Origin of the sequence: Burkholderia sp. USMB20, from assembly GCF_000949135.2 — a bacterium.
GTDB lineage: Bacteria > Pseudomonadota > Gammaproteobacteria > Burkholderiales > Burkholderiaceae > Burkholderia.
This window is the reverse complement of the sequence record NZ_JTAN02000021.1, coordinates 877,027-893,022: the sequence shown is the minus strand read 5'-3', so window position 1 is coordinate 893,022 and position 15,996 is coordinate 877,027. Positions and strand designations below refer to the sequence as shown.

General features: G+C 68.4%; 16 protein-coding genes. 13 read left to right on the top strand and 3 right to left on the bottom strand.

The annotated features are described in order from the left end of the window. Positions 1 to 43: 43 nt before the first annotated feature. Together PL79_RS34255 and PL79_RS34250 are read right to left on the bottom strand one after the other, a co-directional pair. A complete protein-coding gene (locus tag PL79_RS34255) occupies positions 44 to 1,201 on the bottom strand; it encodes an acyl-CoA dehydrogenase family protein (RefSeq protein WP_044843923.1) in 1,158 nt (385 codons plus the stop codon). Between the two features lie 3 nt (positions 1,202 to 1,204). Next, positions 1,205 to 1,993, bottom strand: coding sequence for an enoyl-CoA hydratase/isomerase family protein (locus tag PL79_RS34250; RefSeq protein ID WP_044843924.1), 789 nt, complete (start codon positions 1,991 to 1,993; stop codon positions 1,205 to 1,207). A 146-nt stretch (positions 1,994 to 2,139) separates the two neighbouring features. On the opposite strand from PL79_RS34250, the gene PL79_RS34245 reads away from it, so the two are divergent. The 7 genes from PL79_RS34245 (at position 2,140) to PL79_RS34215 (ending at position 9,405) form a co-directional block, all read left to right on the top strand. After that, positions 2,140 to 3,303 (top strand): ABC transporter ATP-binding protein, encoded by a 1,164-nt coding sequence (locus tag PL79_RS34245; RefSeq protein ID WP_044843925.1) that lies wholly within the window; start codon positions 2,140 to 2,142, stop codon positions 3,301 to 3,303. A 146-nt stretch (positions 3,304 to 3,449) separates the two neighbouring features. Next, the gene (locus PL79_RS34240; RefSeq protein WP_044843926.1) at positions 3,450 to 4,559 is read left to right on the top strand and encodes an ABC transporter substrate-binding protein; all 1,110 of its coding nucleotides are present in this window, start codon (positions 3,450 to 3,452) and stop codon (positions 4,557 to 4,559) included. Positions 4,560 to 4,581: 22 nt separating this feature from the next. Then, positions 4,582 to 5,457, top strand: a complete 876-nt coding sequence (locus PL79_RS34235; RefSeq protein ID WP_044843927.1) for an ABC transporter permease — start codon at positions 4,582 to 4,584, stop codon at positions 5,455 to 5,457. Positions 5,458 to 5,477: 20 nt separating this feature from the next. Continuing rightward, positions 5,478 to 6,272 (top strand): ABC transporter permease, encoded by a 795-nt coding sequence (locus PL79_RS34230; RefSeq protein ID WP_044843928.1) that lies wholly within the window; start codon positions 5,478 to 5,480, stop codon positions 6,270 to 6,272. Positions 6,273 to 6,313: 41 nt separating this feature from the next. After that, positions 6,314 to 7,042, top strand: a complete 729-nt coding sequence (locus PL79_RS34225) for an NAD(P)H-dependent oxidoreductase (protein ID WP_044843929.1) — start codon at positions 6,314 to 6,316, stop codon at positions 7,040 to 7,042. 61 nt (positions 7,043 to 7,103) lie between these two features. Next, a complete protein-coding gene (locus PL79_RS34220) occupies positions 7,104 to 7,742 on the top strand; it encodes a MarC family protein (protein ID WP_044843930.1) in 639 nt (212 codons plus the stop codon). Between the two features lie 55 nt (positions 7,743 to 7,797). Continuing rightward, a complete protein-coding gene (locus tag PL79_RS34215; RefSeq protein WP_044843931.1) occupies positions 7,798 to 9,405 on the top strand; it encodes a 5-guanidino-2-oxopentanoate decarboxylase in 1,608 nt (535 codons plus the stop codon). Between the two features lie 84 nt (positions 9,406 to 9,489). Here PL79_RS34215 and PL79_RS34210 read toward each other — a convergent pair whose 3' ends face one another. Beyond that, positions 9,490 to 10,146 (bottom strand): TetR family transcriptional regulator C-terminal domain-containing protein, encoded by a 657-nt coding sequence (locus tag PL79_RS34210; RefSeq protein WP_235879373.1) that lies wholly within the window; start codon positions 10,144 to 10,146, stop codon positions 9,490 to 9,492. Positions 10,147 to 10,373: 227 nt separating this feature from the next. Between PL79_RS34210 and PL79_RS34205 the strand changes: the two genes are divergently transcribed. The 6 genes from PL79_RS34205 to PL79_RS34180 all read left to right on the top strand — a co-directional run bounded on the left by PL79_RS34205 (position 10,374) and on the right by PL79_RS34180 (position 15,897). Next, positions 10,374 to 11,180: an ABC transporter ATP-binding protein gene (locus tag PL79_RS34205; RefSeq protein ID WP_044843932.1), complete on the top strand. Its 807-nt coding sequence runs from the start codon at positions 10,374 to 10,376 to the stop codon at positions 11,178 to 11,180. A 109-nt stretch (positions 11,181 to 11,289) separates the two neighbouring features. Beyond that, a complete protein-coding gene (locus tag PL79_RS34200) occupies positions 11,290 to 12,087 on the top strand; it encodes a transporter substrate-binding domain-containing protein (protein WP_044843933.1) in 798 nt (265 codons plus the stop codon). A gap of 48 nt (positions 12,088 to 12,135) precedes the next feature. Then, the gene (locus tag PL79_RS34195; RefSeq protein ID WP_044843934.1) at positions 12,136 to 12,852 is read left to right on the top strand and encodes an ABC transporter permease; all 717 of its coding nucleotides are present in this window, start codon (positions 12,136 to 12,138) and stop codon (positions 12,850 to 12,852) included. Positions 12,853 to 12,913: 61 nt separating this feature from the next. After that, positions 12,914 to 13,609 (top strand): ABC transporter permease, encoded by a 696-nt coding sequence (locus PL79_RS34190; RefSeq protein ID WP_044843935.1) that lies wholly within the window; start codon positions 12,914 to 12,916, stop codon positions 13,607 to 13,609. Positions 13,610 to 13,661: 52 nt separating this feature from the next. Continuing rightward, positions 13,662 to 14,855, top strand: coding sequence for a pyridoxal phosphate-dependent aminotransferase (locus PL79_RS34185; RefSeq protein WP_044843936.1), 1,194 nt, complete (start codon positions 13,662 to 13,664; stop codon positions 14,853 to 14,855). A gap of 31 nt (positions 14,856 to 14,886) precedes the next feature. Further along, complete coding sequence (locus PL79_RS34180; RefSeq protein ID WP_044843937.1) at positions 14,887 to 15,897, top strand: succinylglutamate desuccinylase/aspartoacylase domain-containing protein; 1,011 nt, start codon at positions 14,887 to 14,889, stop codon at positions 15,895 to 15,897. The last annotated feature ends 99 nt before the right edge of the window (positions 15,898 to 15,996 follow it).

Here is a 15,996-nt window from a genome sequence, read left to right as displayed (position 1 = left end):
CCTTTCGGAAGTCGCACCGGACGCGCCGGCGCGACGATTCGCGTCAGCTGTAGCGTCGGAGGATTTCCTTGGACAGGATATGGCGCTGGATCTCGGACGTGCCTTCCCAGATGCGCTCGATGCGCGCATCGCGCCAGAAGCGCTCGATCGGCAGTTCGTCCATCAGCCCCATGCCGCCGTAGATCTGCACCGCGTGATCGGTCACGCGGCCGAGCGTTTCGGTCGCGAGCAGCTTCGCGAGTGCGGCGTCGCCGTCGGTCATCGTGCCCTGGTCGAGTTTCTGCGCGGTGTACAGCGTGACGAGTTCCGCCGCGCGGATCTCGGTCTGCATGTCCGCGAGCTTGAACGACGTGCCCTGGAAGTCGCCGATGCGCTTGCCGAACTGATGACGCGTCGCGGCCCATTCGGCGGCCATCTCGAATGCGCGCTGCGCGCGGCCGATGTTGTTCGCGGCGACCATCACGCGGCCGGCGGTCAGCCAGTCGTTCGCGAGCTCGAAGCCGCGATGCTCTTCGCCGAGGATCTGCGCGGCGCTCACGCGGCAGTCGGAGAGGAAGATCTCCGACTGGTGATAGCCGCGCAGGCTCGTGCAGTGCGGGCCGCGCCGCACGGTCATGCCCGGCGTGTCCTTGTCGATCAGGAAGCAGGTCACGCGCTTGCGCTTCTGGCCGCGCACTTCCTCCTCGCCGGTGACGGCGAACAGGATCACGAAGTCGGCCGTGTCCGCATGACTGATGAAGTGCTTGCTGCCGTTGATCACGTAGTCGTCACCGTCGCGCACCGCGCGCGTGCGGATGCCCATCGCGTCGGAGCCGGCGCCCGGCTCGGTCAGCGCGAAGCAGTCGACGCGCTCGCCGCGCACGGCCGGCTTCAGGTAGCGCTCGACCTGGTCGCCCTTGCACGCCATCAGGATCTTGCTCGGCCGCGCGACGAACACGTGCAGCGCCCAGCTCGTGCGGCCGAGCTCGCGTTCGACGAGCGCCTGCGTCACGTAGTCGAGCCCCGGGCCGCCGGCGCTCTCTGGCATGTTGAACGCATAGAAGCCGAGCTCGAGCGACTTGCGGCGGATGGAGTCGGCGAGTTCGGGCGGCACGTCGTCCGCGCGATCGACCGCGAATTCATGAGGCTGCAGTTCCTTCTCGACGAACTGACGCAGCGACGTCACCAGCATTTCCTGCTCTTGGGTCAGCGAAAAATCCATCGATCATCTCCCGACAAAATGAGGTGCGCGACCTTCGACCGACGCGCGAAGCGCTTCCTGGCCGTCCTCGCTGTGACCGCACGCGACGCCGGCCGCCAGCTCGCCGCGCAGTTGCTCGGCGAGGGTGTGCGTGAGCGATTGCGCGAGCAGCGCCTTGGTGTGGCCGAACGCGACGCTCGGCCCTTGCGCCAGACGCGCGGCGAACGCGGCGACGTGCGTCGCGAAATCGTCGGCGTCGACGACTTCGGACACGAGCCCCGCGGCGAGCGCATCCTGCGCGTTCCAGCGTTCGTTCAGAAAGATGAAGCGGCGTGCGACGTCGGGGCGCGCGATGCGCGGCAGGAACCAGCTTCCGCCCATGTCGGGGCTGTAGCCCATGCCCGTATACCCGCAGCGCAGCGTCGCAGCGGTGCTCGCGATGCGGAAGTCGCACGCGAAGCCGATGTCGGTGCCGGCGCCGACCGTCGAGCCGTTCAGCGCGGCGATCGTCGGACGCGGAAATGCCGCGAGCGTCTGCACGAAACGGTGCGCACGCTCGGTCCAGCCGTAGGTGTCGAGTTCGCCGTTGCGCTCGGCCTCGGCCCATTCGTCGACGTCCGCGCCCGCACAGAACGCGCTGCCGGTGCCGGTCAGTACGACGCAGCGCACGGCCGGATCGTTCGCGAGCGCGTCGAGCGTCTCGCGAAGAAAGTCGAGATGCGGCCGCGCGAGCGAATTGCGTTTCGCCGGGCGGTTCAGGCGAAGGGTCACGACGCCGTCGTGCCGTTCGATTCGAATGTCCTCGATGCTCATGCTGATCACTGTCTCCTGGTTGTTGTGTGTCGGGGTGGTGTCAGAGCCGGCAAGGGTCGCCGCTACTTGCGGACCGCATTTCGGCATAGTATAAGTTCTGTTAAATGAACGTTCAACCCAATTGTGAGTCGACCAGGAGACACACGATGAGCGCGGTGATGGAGACGTCGGCAGGCGTGGAGGACGGCAGGACCGGGGCGCATGCGGCACGCGCGGCGGCGCAGCATGCGGCGAGCGGCGCGGGCCTGCAGATCGATCGCGTGTCGAAGCGCTACGGCAGCGTGCATGCGCTGCGCGAAACGACGATCGACATTCCGCGCGGCGAATTCCTGACGATCCTCGGGCCGTCGGGTTCGGGCAAGACGACGCTGCTGACGATCGTCGCGGGCTTCGAGCATCCGAGCAGCGGCGACCTGCGCGTCGGCGGCCGCAGCATCGTCGCGCTGCCGCCCGAGAAGCGCAACTTCGGGATGGTGTTCCAGGGCTATGCGCTGTTTCCGCACATGACGGTCGAGCAGAACGTCGCGTATCCGCTGATGGTGCGCAAGCAGAAAGGGCCCGACGCGGTGAAGCGCGTGAAGGCCGCGCTCGATCTCGTGCGGCTCGGCCATCTCGCCGATCGCCTGCCGCGCCAGTTGTCGGGTGGCCAGCAGCAGCGCGTCGCGATCGCGCGCGCGCTGGTGTTCGATCCCGATCTCGTGCTGCTCGACGAGCCGCTCGGCGCGCTCGACCGCAAGCTGCGCGGCGAGGTGCAGGTCGAGCTGAAGGCGCTGCACGAGCGGCTCGGCGCGACGTTCCTGTTCGTCACGCACGACCAGGAGGAAGCGCTGTCGATGTCGGACCGGGTCGCGATCATGCGCGACGGCCGGCTCGAACAGATCGGCACGCCGGACGGGCTCTACGAGCAGCCGGCCAACCGCTTCGTCGCGGACTTTCTCGGCAAGAGCAATTTCATCGAAGGTGTCGCGCTCGGCGGCGATGCTTCGACGACGCATTACCGCGTCGGCGATGCGCGCTTCGTCGCGCCCGCGTGCGGTGCGCGGCCCGACGAGCCGCTGCTGTTCGCGCTGCGCCCTGAGAAGGTCGCGGTGTCGGCGACGTCGTGCGGCGGCGCCCACAACGAAGTTGCGGGCCGCATTCGCCACTGGAGCTATTTCGGTTCGTCGTACCGCTTCGAGATCGAGACGCCGGCGCTCGGCTGCGTGACGGCGGACGTGCCCGCATGGCGCGGGCTCGCGTCGCCGCGCGGCGGCATGGACGTGTTCGTGCAGTGGGAGCGCGACGCGACATGCCGGATCGCGGCCGACTGACGCGGCGCACGTTGCATCCCGCACGACGCGGCACAAGCTGCCGTCGCCGCCGACTCACCGACTGACGGATTCACTGATTCACCGATTCACCGATGCCCGAAAACGACGAGACGCGTGCGGGCGCTGACCAGCCTGGAGGAGACACCATGACGAACCGCCATCTGCAGGACCTGCTCGACCAAGCACGCGAACTTCAACCGGCGACGTCGCAGCGCCGCCGCGATTTTCTGCGATTGTGCGCGGCGGCCGGCATCGCGCCGACGCTGCTGTCGCTCGGCGCGAAGGACGCACTCGCGTCGAACCCGAAGGAAATCGTGCTCAGCGCGTGGGGCGGCGAAGCGCGTTCGGCGTTCCGCTCCGCGTACATGGACCCGTTCACGAAGGCGAGCGGCATCCGGATGGGCTACGACTCGTCGCCGGAGGACGGCAAGATCAAGGCGATGGTCGAGAACCGGAACGTGATCTGGGACGTGATGGATCTCGACGGCTTCGCGGCGATCAAGCTCGGCAAGCAGGGCTTCCTGCGGCCGATCGACTATTCGGTCGTCGGCCGCAACACGCTGCCGGGGCTCGCATCGGACTTCGGCGTGCCGTCGTACCTGCTGAGCTACGTGCTCGTCTACGACGCGCGCAAGTTCGGCGCGAATCCGCCGAAGAACTGGGCCGATTTCTGGAACGTCGGCAAGTTTCCGGGCAAGCGCGGGCTGTGGAAATGGATGGGCGGCGCGCTCGAAGCCGCGCTGATGGCCGACGGCGTCGACAAGGACAAGGTCTATCCGATCGACGTGCCGCGCGCGCTGAAAAAGCTGAAGGAACTGCGCTCGAACGTGCTGCTGTGGGATTCGGGCGCGGACAGCCTGCAGTTGCTGCGCAACGGCGAAGTCAGCATGGCGTGCATCTGGCATACGCGCGCGAACGTGATCCAGCGCGAGAGCAATGGCCGGTTCCGCTATACGTGGGAGCAGGGGCTCGCGTCGTGCGACGTGTGGGGCGTGCCGAAGAACAATCCGTCGGGCGATGCCGTCTGGCAGTTCATCAAGTTCGTGCAGGGCGTCGAGCCGCAGGTGCGCCTGCTGTCGCTGCTCGGCAACGGGCCGGTGACGCCGGCCGCGACCGCCGCGGTGCCGCAGGCGCTACGCGCCGACAACCCGGGCACGCCGGAGAACTGGGCAAAGCAGTGCAAGGTGAATCCCGAGTGGTGGGCGCAGCACTACGAAGCGACGCTCGCGCAGTACACCGACCTGATGTCGTCCTGAGCCGCCTCGCGAGCGTGACGCCATGAATACCCTGTCTACTCCCGTCGCGGGCGCGGTGCCGCTCGGCCGTACGAAGGCCGATCGTTACTGGCTGCTCGTCGTGCCGCTGCTCGCGGTGCTGATCGTGCTGTACGTGTATCCGCTCGTGCGCGTGCTGTGGCTCGGCTTCACGGTGCCGGAGCCGGGCCTGCACAACTATGCGCGGCTGCTCGGCAATCATGGCGTGCATCGCGTGCTGTGGACCACGCTGCGCGTGTGCGCGGTCACGACCGTGTGTTCGGTCGCGCTCGGCTATGCGATTGCGTATGCGATGGCGCACGTCGGCCCGCGGCAACGGATGGCGCTGATGTTCGGGCTGCTCGTGCCGTTCTGGGCGTCGGTGCTGGTGCGCGCGTTCTCGTGGCTGTTCCTGCTCGGCGAGCAGGGGCTCGTCAACACGCTGCTGCTGCGCATCGGGCTGATCGACGCGCCGCTGCCGCTGATGCGAAACGAGGTCGGCGTCGTGATCGGGATGATCCATTTCATGATTCCGTACGCGGTGCTGCCGCTGTACGCGAACATGAAGGGCATCGATCCGCAGCTCGCGCGCGCCTCGCAAGGGCTCGGCGCGGGCGCGTTCGTCACGTTCCGCAAGGTGTATTTCCCGCAGACGCGACCGGGCATCGTCGGCGCGGCGATCCTCGTGTTCATCTTCTCGCTCGGCTTCTACGTGACGCCGGTGATACTCGGCGGCGGCCGCACCGTGATGATCGCCGAATACATCAGCACGCAGATCCTGCAGCTCGTGAACTGGGGCAGCGGGGCGGCGCTCGCGTCGCTGCTGCTGGCGTCGATCCTGGCCGCGCTCGCGCTGCTCGCGCGCTTCGTCGACCTGCGCGAGCTGTTCGGCGCGCGCTGACCCGAACGGAGGAGGTTCCGATGAACACCCGAATGACCGCAGGACGCGCGCTCGTGGTCGGCATCGCGTGGGCCGCGATCCTGTTCCTGATGCTGCCGCTGCTCGTGTCGGTGCCCGTCTCGCTGACGCCGAGCGACTACCTGTCGATGCCGGACGGCGCGCTGTCGCTGCGGCACTACCGCGTGCTGCTCGACGACGACGGCTGGGTGTCGAGCTTCCTGCAGAGCGGGCTGATCGCGCTGGTGTCGTCGGCGATCTCGGTCGGGCTCGGCACGCTGTGCGCGATCGGGCTGTGGAAAGTCGCGTCGCGGCGCGGCGAGTTCGTGCGCGGCGTGATCCTGTTCCCGCTGATCGTGCCGCCGATCGTGTCGGCGCTCGCGTTCTACCGGCTGTGGGGCGAACTCGGGATGCTCGACAGCTACCCCGCCGCGATCCTGTCGCACGTCGTGCTGTCGGTGCCTTACGTCGTGGTGGCGGTTTCGGCGTCGCTCGCGACCGTCGGGCTGCGCATCGAGCAGGCATCGCGCAGCCTCGGTGCGAACGTCGCGCAGACGCTGCGCTACGTGATCCTGCCGTCGATCCGGCCGGGCGTGCTGTCGGCCGCGGTGTTCGCGTTCATCCTGTCGTGGGACGAGCTCGTCGTCACGCTGTTCATCTCGAGCCGGAACGTCTATACGCTGCCGCGCCGCATGTGGGACGGAATGCGCGAGAACGTCGATCCGGCGATCGCGTCGGTATCCACGCTTTTGCTCGTCGCGACCTGCGTCGCGATCGGCCTGTCGCTGCTGCGCAAGCGTGCGGCCGGGTCCGTCTGAATCCAGCAGTTCAACGTTACGTCGCGGAGAAAACTCGCACCATGAAAGTCCTGATCGTTCACGCCCATCCCGAACCGCAGTCGTTCACGACGTCGATGCTGCACCGCGCGGTGAGCACGCTCGAAGCGCAGGGGCATACCGTGACGGTGTCCGACCTGTACGCGATGCAGTGGAATCCGGTCGCGAGCGCGGCCGATTTCGGCGTGCGCAAGAACCCCGACTATCTCGTCTACGCGCTGGAGCAGCGCGAGAACGTCGCCGCGCACGCGATCGCGCCGGACATCGCCGCGGAACTCGACAAGCTCGCCGCGTGCGACCTGCTGATCCTGAGCTTTCCGCTGTTCTGGTGCTCGGTGCCGGCGATCATGAAAGGCTGGATCGACCGCGTGCTCGTGTCGGGCAAGGTGTACGGCGGCGTGCGCTTCTACGATCGCGGCGGGATGCGCGGCAAGCGCGCGCTGCTTGCCTATACGTGCGGCGGCCGCGACTACATGTTCGGTGCGGACGGCGTGCACGGCGAAATGGACCTGATGCTGCGCCACGTGTTGCGCGGCACGCTCGGCTACGCAGGCTTCGACGTGCTGCCGTCGTTCGTCGGCTATCACGTGCCGTACATCGGCGACGCGGAGCGCGCGGCCGTGCTCGAACGCTACGACGCCTATCTCGCAGAGCTCGACCGGCACGAACCGATGGCGTTTCCGACGCTCGACGATTTCGACGGCGACATGCGGCCGCGCGAACGCGCGCCGCAGGACGCCACGCAGGATTGATCGCGCCCGGCCGCGTCGCCGCCGCGCTGCTTATCCACCCGACCGCATGTGAGTTCGAGCGATGACCCTGACGTCGAGCGACGTGCTGCTGTTCCTGACCGGGCTCGTGACGCTGTTCTGTCCGCCCGTCGCGATCCCGATGTATGCGGCCGTCACCGGGCATTTTCCCGACGTGACACAGCGGCAGATCGCGTTCAGGCTGTTCGCGTGGATCGCGGCGCTGATGATCGGCGCGGTGTGGGGCGGCCAGTTCCTGCTGCGCATGCTCGGCCTCACGCTCGGCGCGCTGACGCTGACGGGCGGCCTCGTGCTGTGCCTGTGGTCGATCCCGATGATGCGCGGCACGGCGAACGACGAGCGCAGCGGCGGCGACACGCGGCTCGAATATGCGCAATGGCGCAGCTACATCGCGGTGCCGCTGATCTTCCCGCTGTCGATCGGCAGCGCGGTGATGTCGCTCGTGATCACGACCGCGACGCGCTTTCATACGCCGGCCGACCTGCTGGCGCTGAGCGCGGCGTGCGTGCTGCACGCGGGCGTGATCGGGCTCACGTATGCGTGCTCGGCGTCGTGGTGCCGGCGGCTCGGCGAGATCGGCAGGACGCTGGTCGAGCGGCTGTCGGGCATCGTGCTGACCGCGATCGCGTTCCAGATGCTCGCGCAGGGCGTGCGCGAACTGTTGCCGGGGCTCGCGCATTGACGGCCTCGCGGGGCCGCGCGCGATCCACCTCCTTACCCTGAACGATGGAAATCACATGAAAACAGTTGGCATGTACCTGGTCGACCTGCTTGCCGCCTACGGCGTCGACACGGTGTTCGGCATTCCCGGCGTGCATACGATCGAGCTGTACCGCGGGCTCGCCGGCAGCGCGCTGCGCCACGTGAGCGCACGCCACGAGCAGGGCCTCGGCTTCATGGCGGACGGCTATGCGCGCGCGACCGGCAAGCCCGGCGTGTGTTTCGTGATCACCGGCCCCGGGATGACGAACATCGCGACGTCGATGGCGCAGGCGTATGCGGATTCGATTCCGATGCTGGTGATTTCGAGCGTCAACGCGTCCGGCGACATCGGCTCCGGCAACGGCCATCTGCACGAGCTGCCGGACCAGCATGCGTTCGCGGAGAACATCGCCGCGTTCAGCTACACGGTGCCGCGCGCCGACGCGCTGCCGCAGGCGATCGCACGCGCGTTCGCGGTGTTCTCGGGCGGCCGGCCGCGCCCCGTGCATCTGCAGATTCCGCTCGACGTGCTCGCGGCGCCGGCCGACACGTTGCCGTCGGTGCCGACCGTGCCGCCGCGCATCACGCCCGGCCCCGCATCGGCCGACGGCATCGACGCACTGCGTGCGAAGGCCGCCGCCGCGCGCGCACCAGTGATTCTCGCGGGCGGCGGCGCGCTCGACGCGGCCGCCGACGTGCGCTGGCTCGCGGAGACGCTCGACGCGCCGGTCGTGATGACGATCAACGGGCGCGGCGTGCTGCCGAGCGCGCATCCGCTCGGCGTGTCGTGGTCGGCGTCGAGCGACGCGGTGCGCGCGCTGATGCGCGACAGCGACCTGATCGTCGCGCTCGGCACCGAGCTCGGCCCGACCGATTACGACCTGTATGCGACGCGCAGCTTCTCGATGCCCGCGCCGCTCGTGCGGATCGACATCGATCCGCAGCAGCTGTGCCGCAACGCGGTGCCCGCGCTGCCGCTGCTCGGCGACGTCGGCGAAACGCTGCGCGCGCTGCGGCGCGTATGGCCGGCCGATGCGCGGGCGCACAGCGAAGGCCGCGGCGATGGCGTCGAGCGCGCGGCGACGTGCCGTTTGGCCGCGCGGCAGGAACTGAACGACGAAATGCGGCGCGATCTCGCGCTGCTCGACAGCGTGCGCGACGCGCTGCCCGATGCGGCGCTGGTCGGCGATTCGACGCGGATCGTCTATGCGGGCAACGTCGGCTTCGCGGCGTCGCGTCCGCGCAGCTGGTTCAACGCGTCGGTCGGCTTCGGCTCGCTCGGCTACGGGCTGCCGGCCGCGGTCGGCGCGAGCCTCGGCGATGCATCGCGGCCGGTGGTCTGCCTCGCCGGCGACGGCGGGTTCCAGTACACGCTCGCCGAACTCGGCACCGCGGTGCAGCATCGCGCGCGCGTAATCGTCGTACTGCTGAACAACGGCGGTTACGGAGAGATCAAGCGTGCGATGGTCGACGGCGGCGTCGAGCCGGTCGGCGTGGATCTGCATACGCCCGATTTCGTCGCGCTCGCGCGCGCGTATGGATGGGGCGCGCAGCGCGTCGAAGAGGGTGCGTCGCTGGCCGGTGCGCTCGGCGAAGCGGCCGCGCACGACGCGCCGTACCTGATCGAGATTCGCGCGGGCTGAAAATGCGACGGCCTCGCAATGCGAGGCCGTCGTGCCGGTTGCGGCGCGAGTGCGCCGGCTTGCCGGCGCGGCGCGTTGTGTGCGTTACGCGCGCTTGCGCGCCGTCTTCGACGGCGGCAGGAACGAATCGACGACGCGCAGGCAGCTCGTCAGCGCGTCTTCCGCGGTGAACGACGTCGGGTCGCGCGCGAGTTCGAGCCAGAAGCCGTCGATCACCGCCGTCACCGTCAGCGCAGCGAGTTCGCTGTCGACGGTGCCGCCGCGCACTTCCGCGATCTGGTCGAACAGCTTCTTCAACGCCTGCCGGTAGCCGGCATACAGCTCCTTGTGCGCCTTGCGGATCACCGGATCGCTGTGCGCGACGCTCCAGAAGCCGAGCCAGACCTTCACGTTCTTCGGCGCGAACACCGGCGCGGCGAAACACACCTTGATGATCGCGTCGAGCTTGTCCTCGGGGCCCGTCGCGTTCGCGGCGGCCGCGCGCGACACGTCGAGCAGGTCGGCCGCGAGCCGCTTGTAGGTCTGCGCCATCAGCTCGTCTTTCGACTGGAAGTGATGGTTGATCAGCCCGCGCGACACCTTCGCTTCCGCGCAGATGCGGTCGATCGTGGTTTCCGAATAGCTGTAGCGCGCGATGCAGCGCATCGTCGCGTCGATGATCGATTGCTGCCGCACCGCGGGCGTTTCTCGGATGCCGCGGCTGCGGGTCTGAACCGGTGCGCTGCCAGAAGTCTTTTTCACGGGGTGACCTTACGGAATCGTCATGGCACCGATTATAGGGGAGTGTCGGACGCTTGTTCAATTACAGCGATGGAACCCGCGAAAACCCTTGCTTCCGGATTATTGAAATCTGTTGAACCCTTGTTCAACAGAGCCTATACTCGACTCCGCATGAGGTTGGTCGGCCATTCAACAAGACGCCGCGATCCCGCGCGGGACGGGCGTGAGAATTCGACACAGGAGACAGCATGTTGGCGCGGGTGGAGAGCGTGAAGACGGCGGTCGAGGAGCGCGTGCAGGTGACGGACCTGCACAAGCGGTTCGGCGAGCTGGAGGTGTTGAAGGGCGTGTCGCTGAGCGCGCGCGAAGGCGAAGTGATCTCGCTGATCGGCGCGAGCGGCTCGGGCAAGAGCACGCTGCTTCGCTGCATCAACCTGCTCGAGACGCCGACCCGCGGGCGCATCGTCGTCGATGGCGAGGAGATCGGGCTGAAGCTCGATCGCAAGGGCCGCACCGTGCCGACCGATCCGCGCCAGGTCGAACGCATTCGCACGCGGCTCGGCATGGTGTTCCAGAGCTTCAATCTGTGGGCGCACCGCACGGTGCTCGAGAACGTGATCGAGATGCCCGTGCACGTGCTGCGCGAACCGCGCGCCGAAGCGCTCGCGCGCGCCGAGCAGCTGCTCGAACGCGTCGGCCTCGCCGACAAGCGCAACGTCTATCCGGCGTTCCTGTCCGGCGGCCAGCAGCAGCGTGTCGCGATCGCGCGCGCGCTCGCGATGCGGCCGAAAGTGATGCTGTTCGACGAGCCGACTTCCGCGCTCGATCCCGAACGCGTCGGCGAAGTGCTGAAGGTGATCCGCGATCTCGCGTGCGAAGGCCGCACGATGATCCTCGTCACGCACGAGATGGCATTCGCGCGCGACGTGTCGAACAAGGTGCTGTTCCTGCACGAGGGACGCGTCGAGGAGAGCGGCACGCCGGCCGAGATCTTCGATGCGCCGCAGAGCGAACGCTGCCGCCAGTTCGTCAACGCGCACCGGCAACGTCACTGAACCGATGGCACGGCTCGCGCGTGCCTGCCTGCGCGGCCGGCCGCACCGATGCCGGCCACACCGATACCGGCCATACCGATTTCGTATCTTTCCAGCCAGGAGTCCGACCATGAAGCGTATCGTTCGCAGTCTGCTGTGCCTGTTGAGTCTCGTTCTCGCGGCGCTTGCGCCGTTCGGTTCCGCGCATGCGTCGTCGGGCGTGCTGCGCTTCGGCGTCGCCGCCGAGCCGTATCCGCCGTTCCTGATGAAGAGCCCGACCGGGCAGTGGAGCGGCTTCGAGGCCGACCTGATCCGCGCGGTGTGCGAGCAGATGAAGGCGAAGTGCGAGATCAAGGAAGTCGCGTGGGACGGCATCATCCCGGCGCTGCTCAGCGACAAGATCGACGTGATCTTCAACTCGATGTCGATCACGCCGGAGCGCCAGAAGGTGATCGCGTTCTCGCGGCCGTACTACGAGACGCCGGGCACCTTCGTCGGCGCGAAGAACCAGAAGCTCACGCTGACGCCGGACGGCCTGAAGGGCAAGGTGATCGGCGTGCAGGGTTCGACCGCGAACGCCGAGTTCATCAAGATGGCGTACGGCAAGACGGCGACGGTGCGGCTCTACAACACGCAGGACGATTGCAACTCGGACCTCGTCGCGGGCCGCATCGACACGATGTATCTCGACCAGCTCGGCATTCTCGATTTCCTGAAGTCGAAGGATGGTGCGACGTTCGAGCTGAAAGGGCCCGGCAGCGTGAAGATGGATCCGGCGATCTTCGGCTACGGCGTCGGCGCGGGAATGCGCAAGGCCGATGCGCCGCTCAAGCAGCAGATGGACCAGGCGCTCGAGCAGCTGCATGCGTCGGGCAAGTACGCGCAGATCGCGAAGAAGTATTTCCCGATCGACCTCTGGCCGCACTGATCGCACGATTTCGCGCCGACGGGCGCCACGCACGGACGAGGAGGCGGCATGGACGGTTGGGGATGGGTGAGCTACCTGGGCATGGACCCGGACGGCTGGGGCGTCGCGCTGCTGCAGGGCGCGGGCGTGACGCTCGAGATTTCGCTCGGCGCGTTCGTCGTCGGCATCGTGCTCGGGCTCCTGGGCGCGGTCGCGAAGCTGTCCGGCGTGCGCGCGTTCGAGCGGCTCGCGCAGGGCTACACGACGCTGTGCCGTGCGGTGCCCGAGCTGCTGCTGATCCTGCTGCTCTACTACGCGGGCACCGACGCGATCAACCTGCTGATGACGGCGATCGGCGTCGGGCCGGTCGCGGTCAACGGCTTCGCGGCCGCGGTGATCGTGCTCGGCATCGTGCAGGGCGCGTATGCGGCCGAGATCATCCGCGGTGCGATCCTCGCGATCCCGTACGGGCAGATCGAAGCCGCGCGCGCGTTCGGCGCACCGCCCGCGCTCGTGTTCCGCCGCGTGACGCTGCCCGCGATGGCGCCGTATGCACTGGCCGGCTTCACGAACCTGTGGCTGATCCTCGTGAAGGACAGCGCGCTGATCAGCGTGGTCGGCTACAGCGAGCTGCTCTACACCGCGAAGCAGGCGGCCGGTTCGACGCGCGAGTACCTGCACTACTACCTGATGGTCGCGGCCGTGTATTTCGCGATCACGTCGCTGTCGGGCATGCTGTTCCGCGAGATCGAGCGGCGCTTCGGCCGCTGGATGCCCGCATCGTGACCCGCGCCGTGACCCACGTCCCGCCTTTCCACGCATCTTTCGACCGAACCGGATCAATGCCATGGATCTGAGCGTACTGTCTTCCTACGGGTCGCTGCTGCTGCTCGGCGTGCTGACCACCGTCAAGCTGCTCGTCGTGTCGGCCGTATTCGGCTTCGGGCTCGCGATCGCCGTCGCGTTCGCGCGGCTGTCGGGCAATGCAGTCGTCGCTCGCGTCAGCAAGGCGTTCACCGAAGTGATCCGCGGCACGCCGCTGCTCGTGCAGATCTACCTGATCTACTATGGCGTCGGCTCGCTGTTCGCCGGCTGGCCCGCGCTGCGCGACAGCGTGCTGTGGCCGTTCCTGCGCGACGGCTTCTGGTATGTCGCGTTCGCGCTGGTGATCAGCGTCGGCGCGTACGTTGGCGAAGTGCTGCGCGCCGGGCTGCGCGGTGTGCCGAAGGGCGAGATCGAGGCCGCGCGCGCGATGGGGATGCGCCCGTCGATGATCGCGCGGCGCGTGTGGCTGCCGCGCGCGATCCAGATCCTGCTGCCGACGCTCGCGGGCGAGACGGTGATGCTGCTGAAATCGACCGCGCTCGCGTCGACGGTCGCGGTGATGGACGTGCTCGGCGCCGCGAACTACATCCGCGCGCAGACGTTGCGGACCTACGAGCCGCTGCTGGCGATCGCGGTGATCTACGTCGTGCTCGCGTTCGCGATCGAGCGCGCGTTCGGCCGGCTCGAGCGGCGTGTGCCGGTGCGCATGCCGCGTTGAACGAACCCTTGATGGCGCGGCGGCCGGGCGGGCGCCGCGCGACGGAGAACACATGAACTATTCGAAGCTGGTCGAGCGCCTGCAGGGCAAGCGCACGACCGCCTGGGACATTCATTACGCGGCGCAGGCGGCCGTCGCGGCGGGCGAGCCGGCGATCGTGCTGAGCGTCGGCGATCCGGATTTCCCGACCCCCGACGTGATCGTCGAACGCGCGGTCACCGCGCTGCGCGGCGGCGATACGCACTACAGCGAAGTGCGCGGGCGTGCCGAGCTGCGCGCGGCGATCGCGCGCGAGCATGCGAAGGCGTGCGGGCAGGCGGTCGGCGCCGAGCACGTGATCGTGACGGCCGGCGCGCAGAACGCGCTGTTCGCGATGGCGCTGTGCCTGTGCGAGGCCGGCGACGAGGTGCTCGTGCCGGAGCCGATGTACCTCACGTACGAAGCCAGCGTGCGCGCGTCGGGCGCGACGCTCGTGCCTGTGCCGGTCGATGCGGCTTGCGGTTTTCATCTCGACGTCGACGCGCTCGCAGCGGCCGTGACGCCGCGCACGAAGGCGATCTTCTTCGCGACGCCGTGCAATCCGACCGGCGTCGTGATGCCGCGCGCCGATCTCGAACGGATCGCGCGGCTCGCATGCGAGCGCGACCTGTGGGTCGTGTCCGACGAGGTCTACGCGGAGCTGACGTTCGAGCGCGACATGGTCAGCATCGCGTCGCTGCCGGGGATGGCCGCGCGCACGGTGACGATCGGCAGCCTGTCGAAATCGCATGCGATGCCGGGCTGGCGGGTCGGTTGGGCGATCGGCCCGACCGAGCTGATCGAGCATGCGGAACGGCTCGCGCTGTGCATGCTGTACGGACTGCCCGGCTTCGTCCAGCAGGCGGCCGTCACCGCGCTCGACAACAAGGCCGCGATCGTCGCCGACATGCGCGACCTGTATCGGCGCCGCCGCGACCTCGCGTACGCGCGCCTGCGCGACGTGCCGGGGCTGCGCTGCCTGCTGCCGGAAGCCGGGATGTTCATGATGGTCGACGTGCGCGGCACGGGGCTGGATGCGCACGCTTTCACGTGGGGGCTGTTCCGCGCGAAGCAGGTCGCGCTGCTCGATGCGAGCGCGTTCGGCGAGACGGCGTCGGGTTTCGTGCGCTTCGGCTTCGTCGTCGACGATGCGAAGCTCGCCGACGCGTGCGAGCGCATCGCGGCATTTGTCGCGAGCCTCGGCGGGAACGCGCGCGCGGCGTCGTGATGCATAGCCGGAACCGGAAGGAGGAGCGACGATGATCGAAACGCTGACGTGGCAGGTGCCGGGCGACGGCGGCCAGCCGCTCGCGATCCGCGCATGGCGGCTGTCGGGCGGCGACGGGCCGCGCGTACACCTGCAGGCCGGCGTGCATGCGGACGAGATCGCCGGCATGCTCGTGCTGCACCGGTTGCTGCCGCAACTTTGCGCGGCCCACGATCGCGGCGTGCTGCGCGGCACGGTGACGGTCGTGCCGCAGGCGAATCCGCTCGGGCTCGCGCAGTTCCGGCAAGGGCGGCTGCTCGGCCGCTTCCACGACGCGACGCATCGCAATTTCAACCGGCATTTCCACGAATCGGCTGCGGCGCGCCGGCCCGCGACGACGTTCGCCGCGTGGCAGCGCACGGTGTTCGACGCCGCGTGCGACGCCGACATCGTGCTCGATCTGCACACCGATTCCGAGGCGCTGCCGTACGTATACCTGCATCGCGATCTGTGGCCGGCCGGCCGCGATCTCGCGGCCGCGCTCGGCGTGGACGTCGCGATCCTGTGGGACGAGGACGACGACGGCGCGTTCGAAGGCGCGATCGCCGCGCACTGGGCGCGCAACGGCGGTTTGCGCGAGCGACTCGTCGCGACGATCGAATTGCGCGGCCAATCCGACGTGTCCGACACGCTCGCCGAACGCGATGCCGACGGCGTCCTTGCGTTCCTGCGCGGCCGCGGCGTGATCGCGGAACCGGCCGGCGCGCGCGACTGGAACGGCGACGCCGTGCCGATCGCGCACATGGAAACCGTGCTCGCGCCAGTGTCGGGCGTGCTCGTGTACGAACGCGAACTCGGCGCGACGGTCGACGCCGGCGAGCGCATCGCGCGGATCGTCGCGCAGCCGGGCGTGCCCGGCTGCGAGCACGTGCTGGTGGCGCCGCAAGCCGGGCGCATCGTCACGCGCAATCGCGAGCGACTGGTCGCGCAGGGCGACGTCGCGTTGAAGCTGACCGGGTCGCGGCCGTCGGCAGGCTGGTCGGGCGGTGCGCTCGATCCGTGAGCGGCAATGACGCGGCCCGCCGACCCGGTCCGCGCATGATCTCCGTTATCGCGCGTAGATGACTGCGCGAGCGATTCGATTCACGGATAATGCGCAAAC

Excerpts from the sequence above, each read along its gene's own strand:
- PL79_RS34220 (WP_044843930.1), top strand. The coding sequence starts at position 7,104 with ATGACCCTGACGTCGAGCGACGTGCTGCTGTTCCTGACCGGGCTCGTG.
- PL79_RS34250 (WP_044843924.1), bottom strand. The coding sequence starts at position 1,993 with ATGAGCATCGAGGACATTCGAATCGAACGGCACGACGGCGTCGTGACC.
- PL79_RS34190 (WP_044843935.1), top strand. The coding sequence starts at position 12,914 with ATGGATCTGAGCGTACTGTCTTCCTACGGGTCGCTGCTGCTGCTCGGC.
- PL79_RS34195 (WP_044843934.1), top strand. The coding sequence starts at position 12,136 with ATGGACGGTTGGGGATGGGTGAGCTACCTGGGCATGGACCCGGACGGC.
- PL79_RS34255 (WP_044843923.1), bottom strand. The coding sequence starts at position 1,201 with ATGGATTTTTCGCTGACCCAAGAGCAGGAAATGCTGGTGACGTCGCTG.
- PL79_RS34230 (WP_044843928.1), top strand. The coding sequence starts at position 5,478 with ATGAACACCCGAATGACCGCAGGACGCGCGCTCGTGGTCGGCATCGCG.
- PL79_RS34185 (WP_044843936.1), top strand. The coding sequence starts at position 13,662 with ATGAACTATTCGAAGCTGGTCGAGCGCCTGCAGGGCAAGCGCACGACC.
- PL79_RS34240 (WP_044843926.1), top strand. The coding sequence starts at position 3,450 with ATGACGAACCGCCATCTGCAGGACCTGCTCGACCAAGCACGCGAACTT.
- PL79_RS34245 (WP_044843925.1), top strand. The coding sequence starts at position 2,140 with ATGAGCGCGGTGATGGAGACGTCGGCAGGCGTGGAGGACGGCAGGACC.
- PL79_RS34200 (WP_044843933.1), top strand. The coding sequence starts at position 11,290 with ATGAAGCGTATCGTTCGCAGTCTGCTGTGCCTGTTGAGTCTCGTTCTC.
- PL79_RS34235 (WP_044843927.1), top strand. The coding sequence starts at position 4,582 with ATGAATACCCTGTCTACTCCCGTCGCGGGCGCGGTGCCGCTCGGCCGT.
- PL79_RS34225 (WP_044843929.1), top strand. The coding sequence starts at position 6,314 with ATGAAAGTCCTGATCGTTCACGCCCATCCCGAACCGCAGTCGTTCACG.
- PL79_RS34205 (WP_044843932.1), top strand. The coding sequence starts at position 10,374 with ATGTTGGCGCGGGTGGAGAGCGTGAAGACGGCGGTCGAGGAGCGCGTG.
- PL79_RS34215 (WP_044843931.1), top strand. The coding sequence starts at position 7,798 with ATGAAAACAGTTGGCATGTACCTGGTCGACCTGCTTGCCGCCTACGGC.
- PL79_RS34180 (WP_044843937.1), top strand. The coding sequence starts at position 14,887 with ATGATCGAAACGCTGACGTGGCAGGTGCCGGGCGACGGCGGCCAGCCG.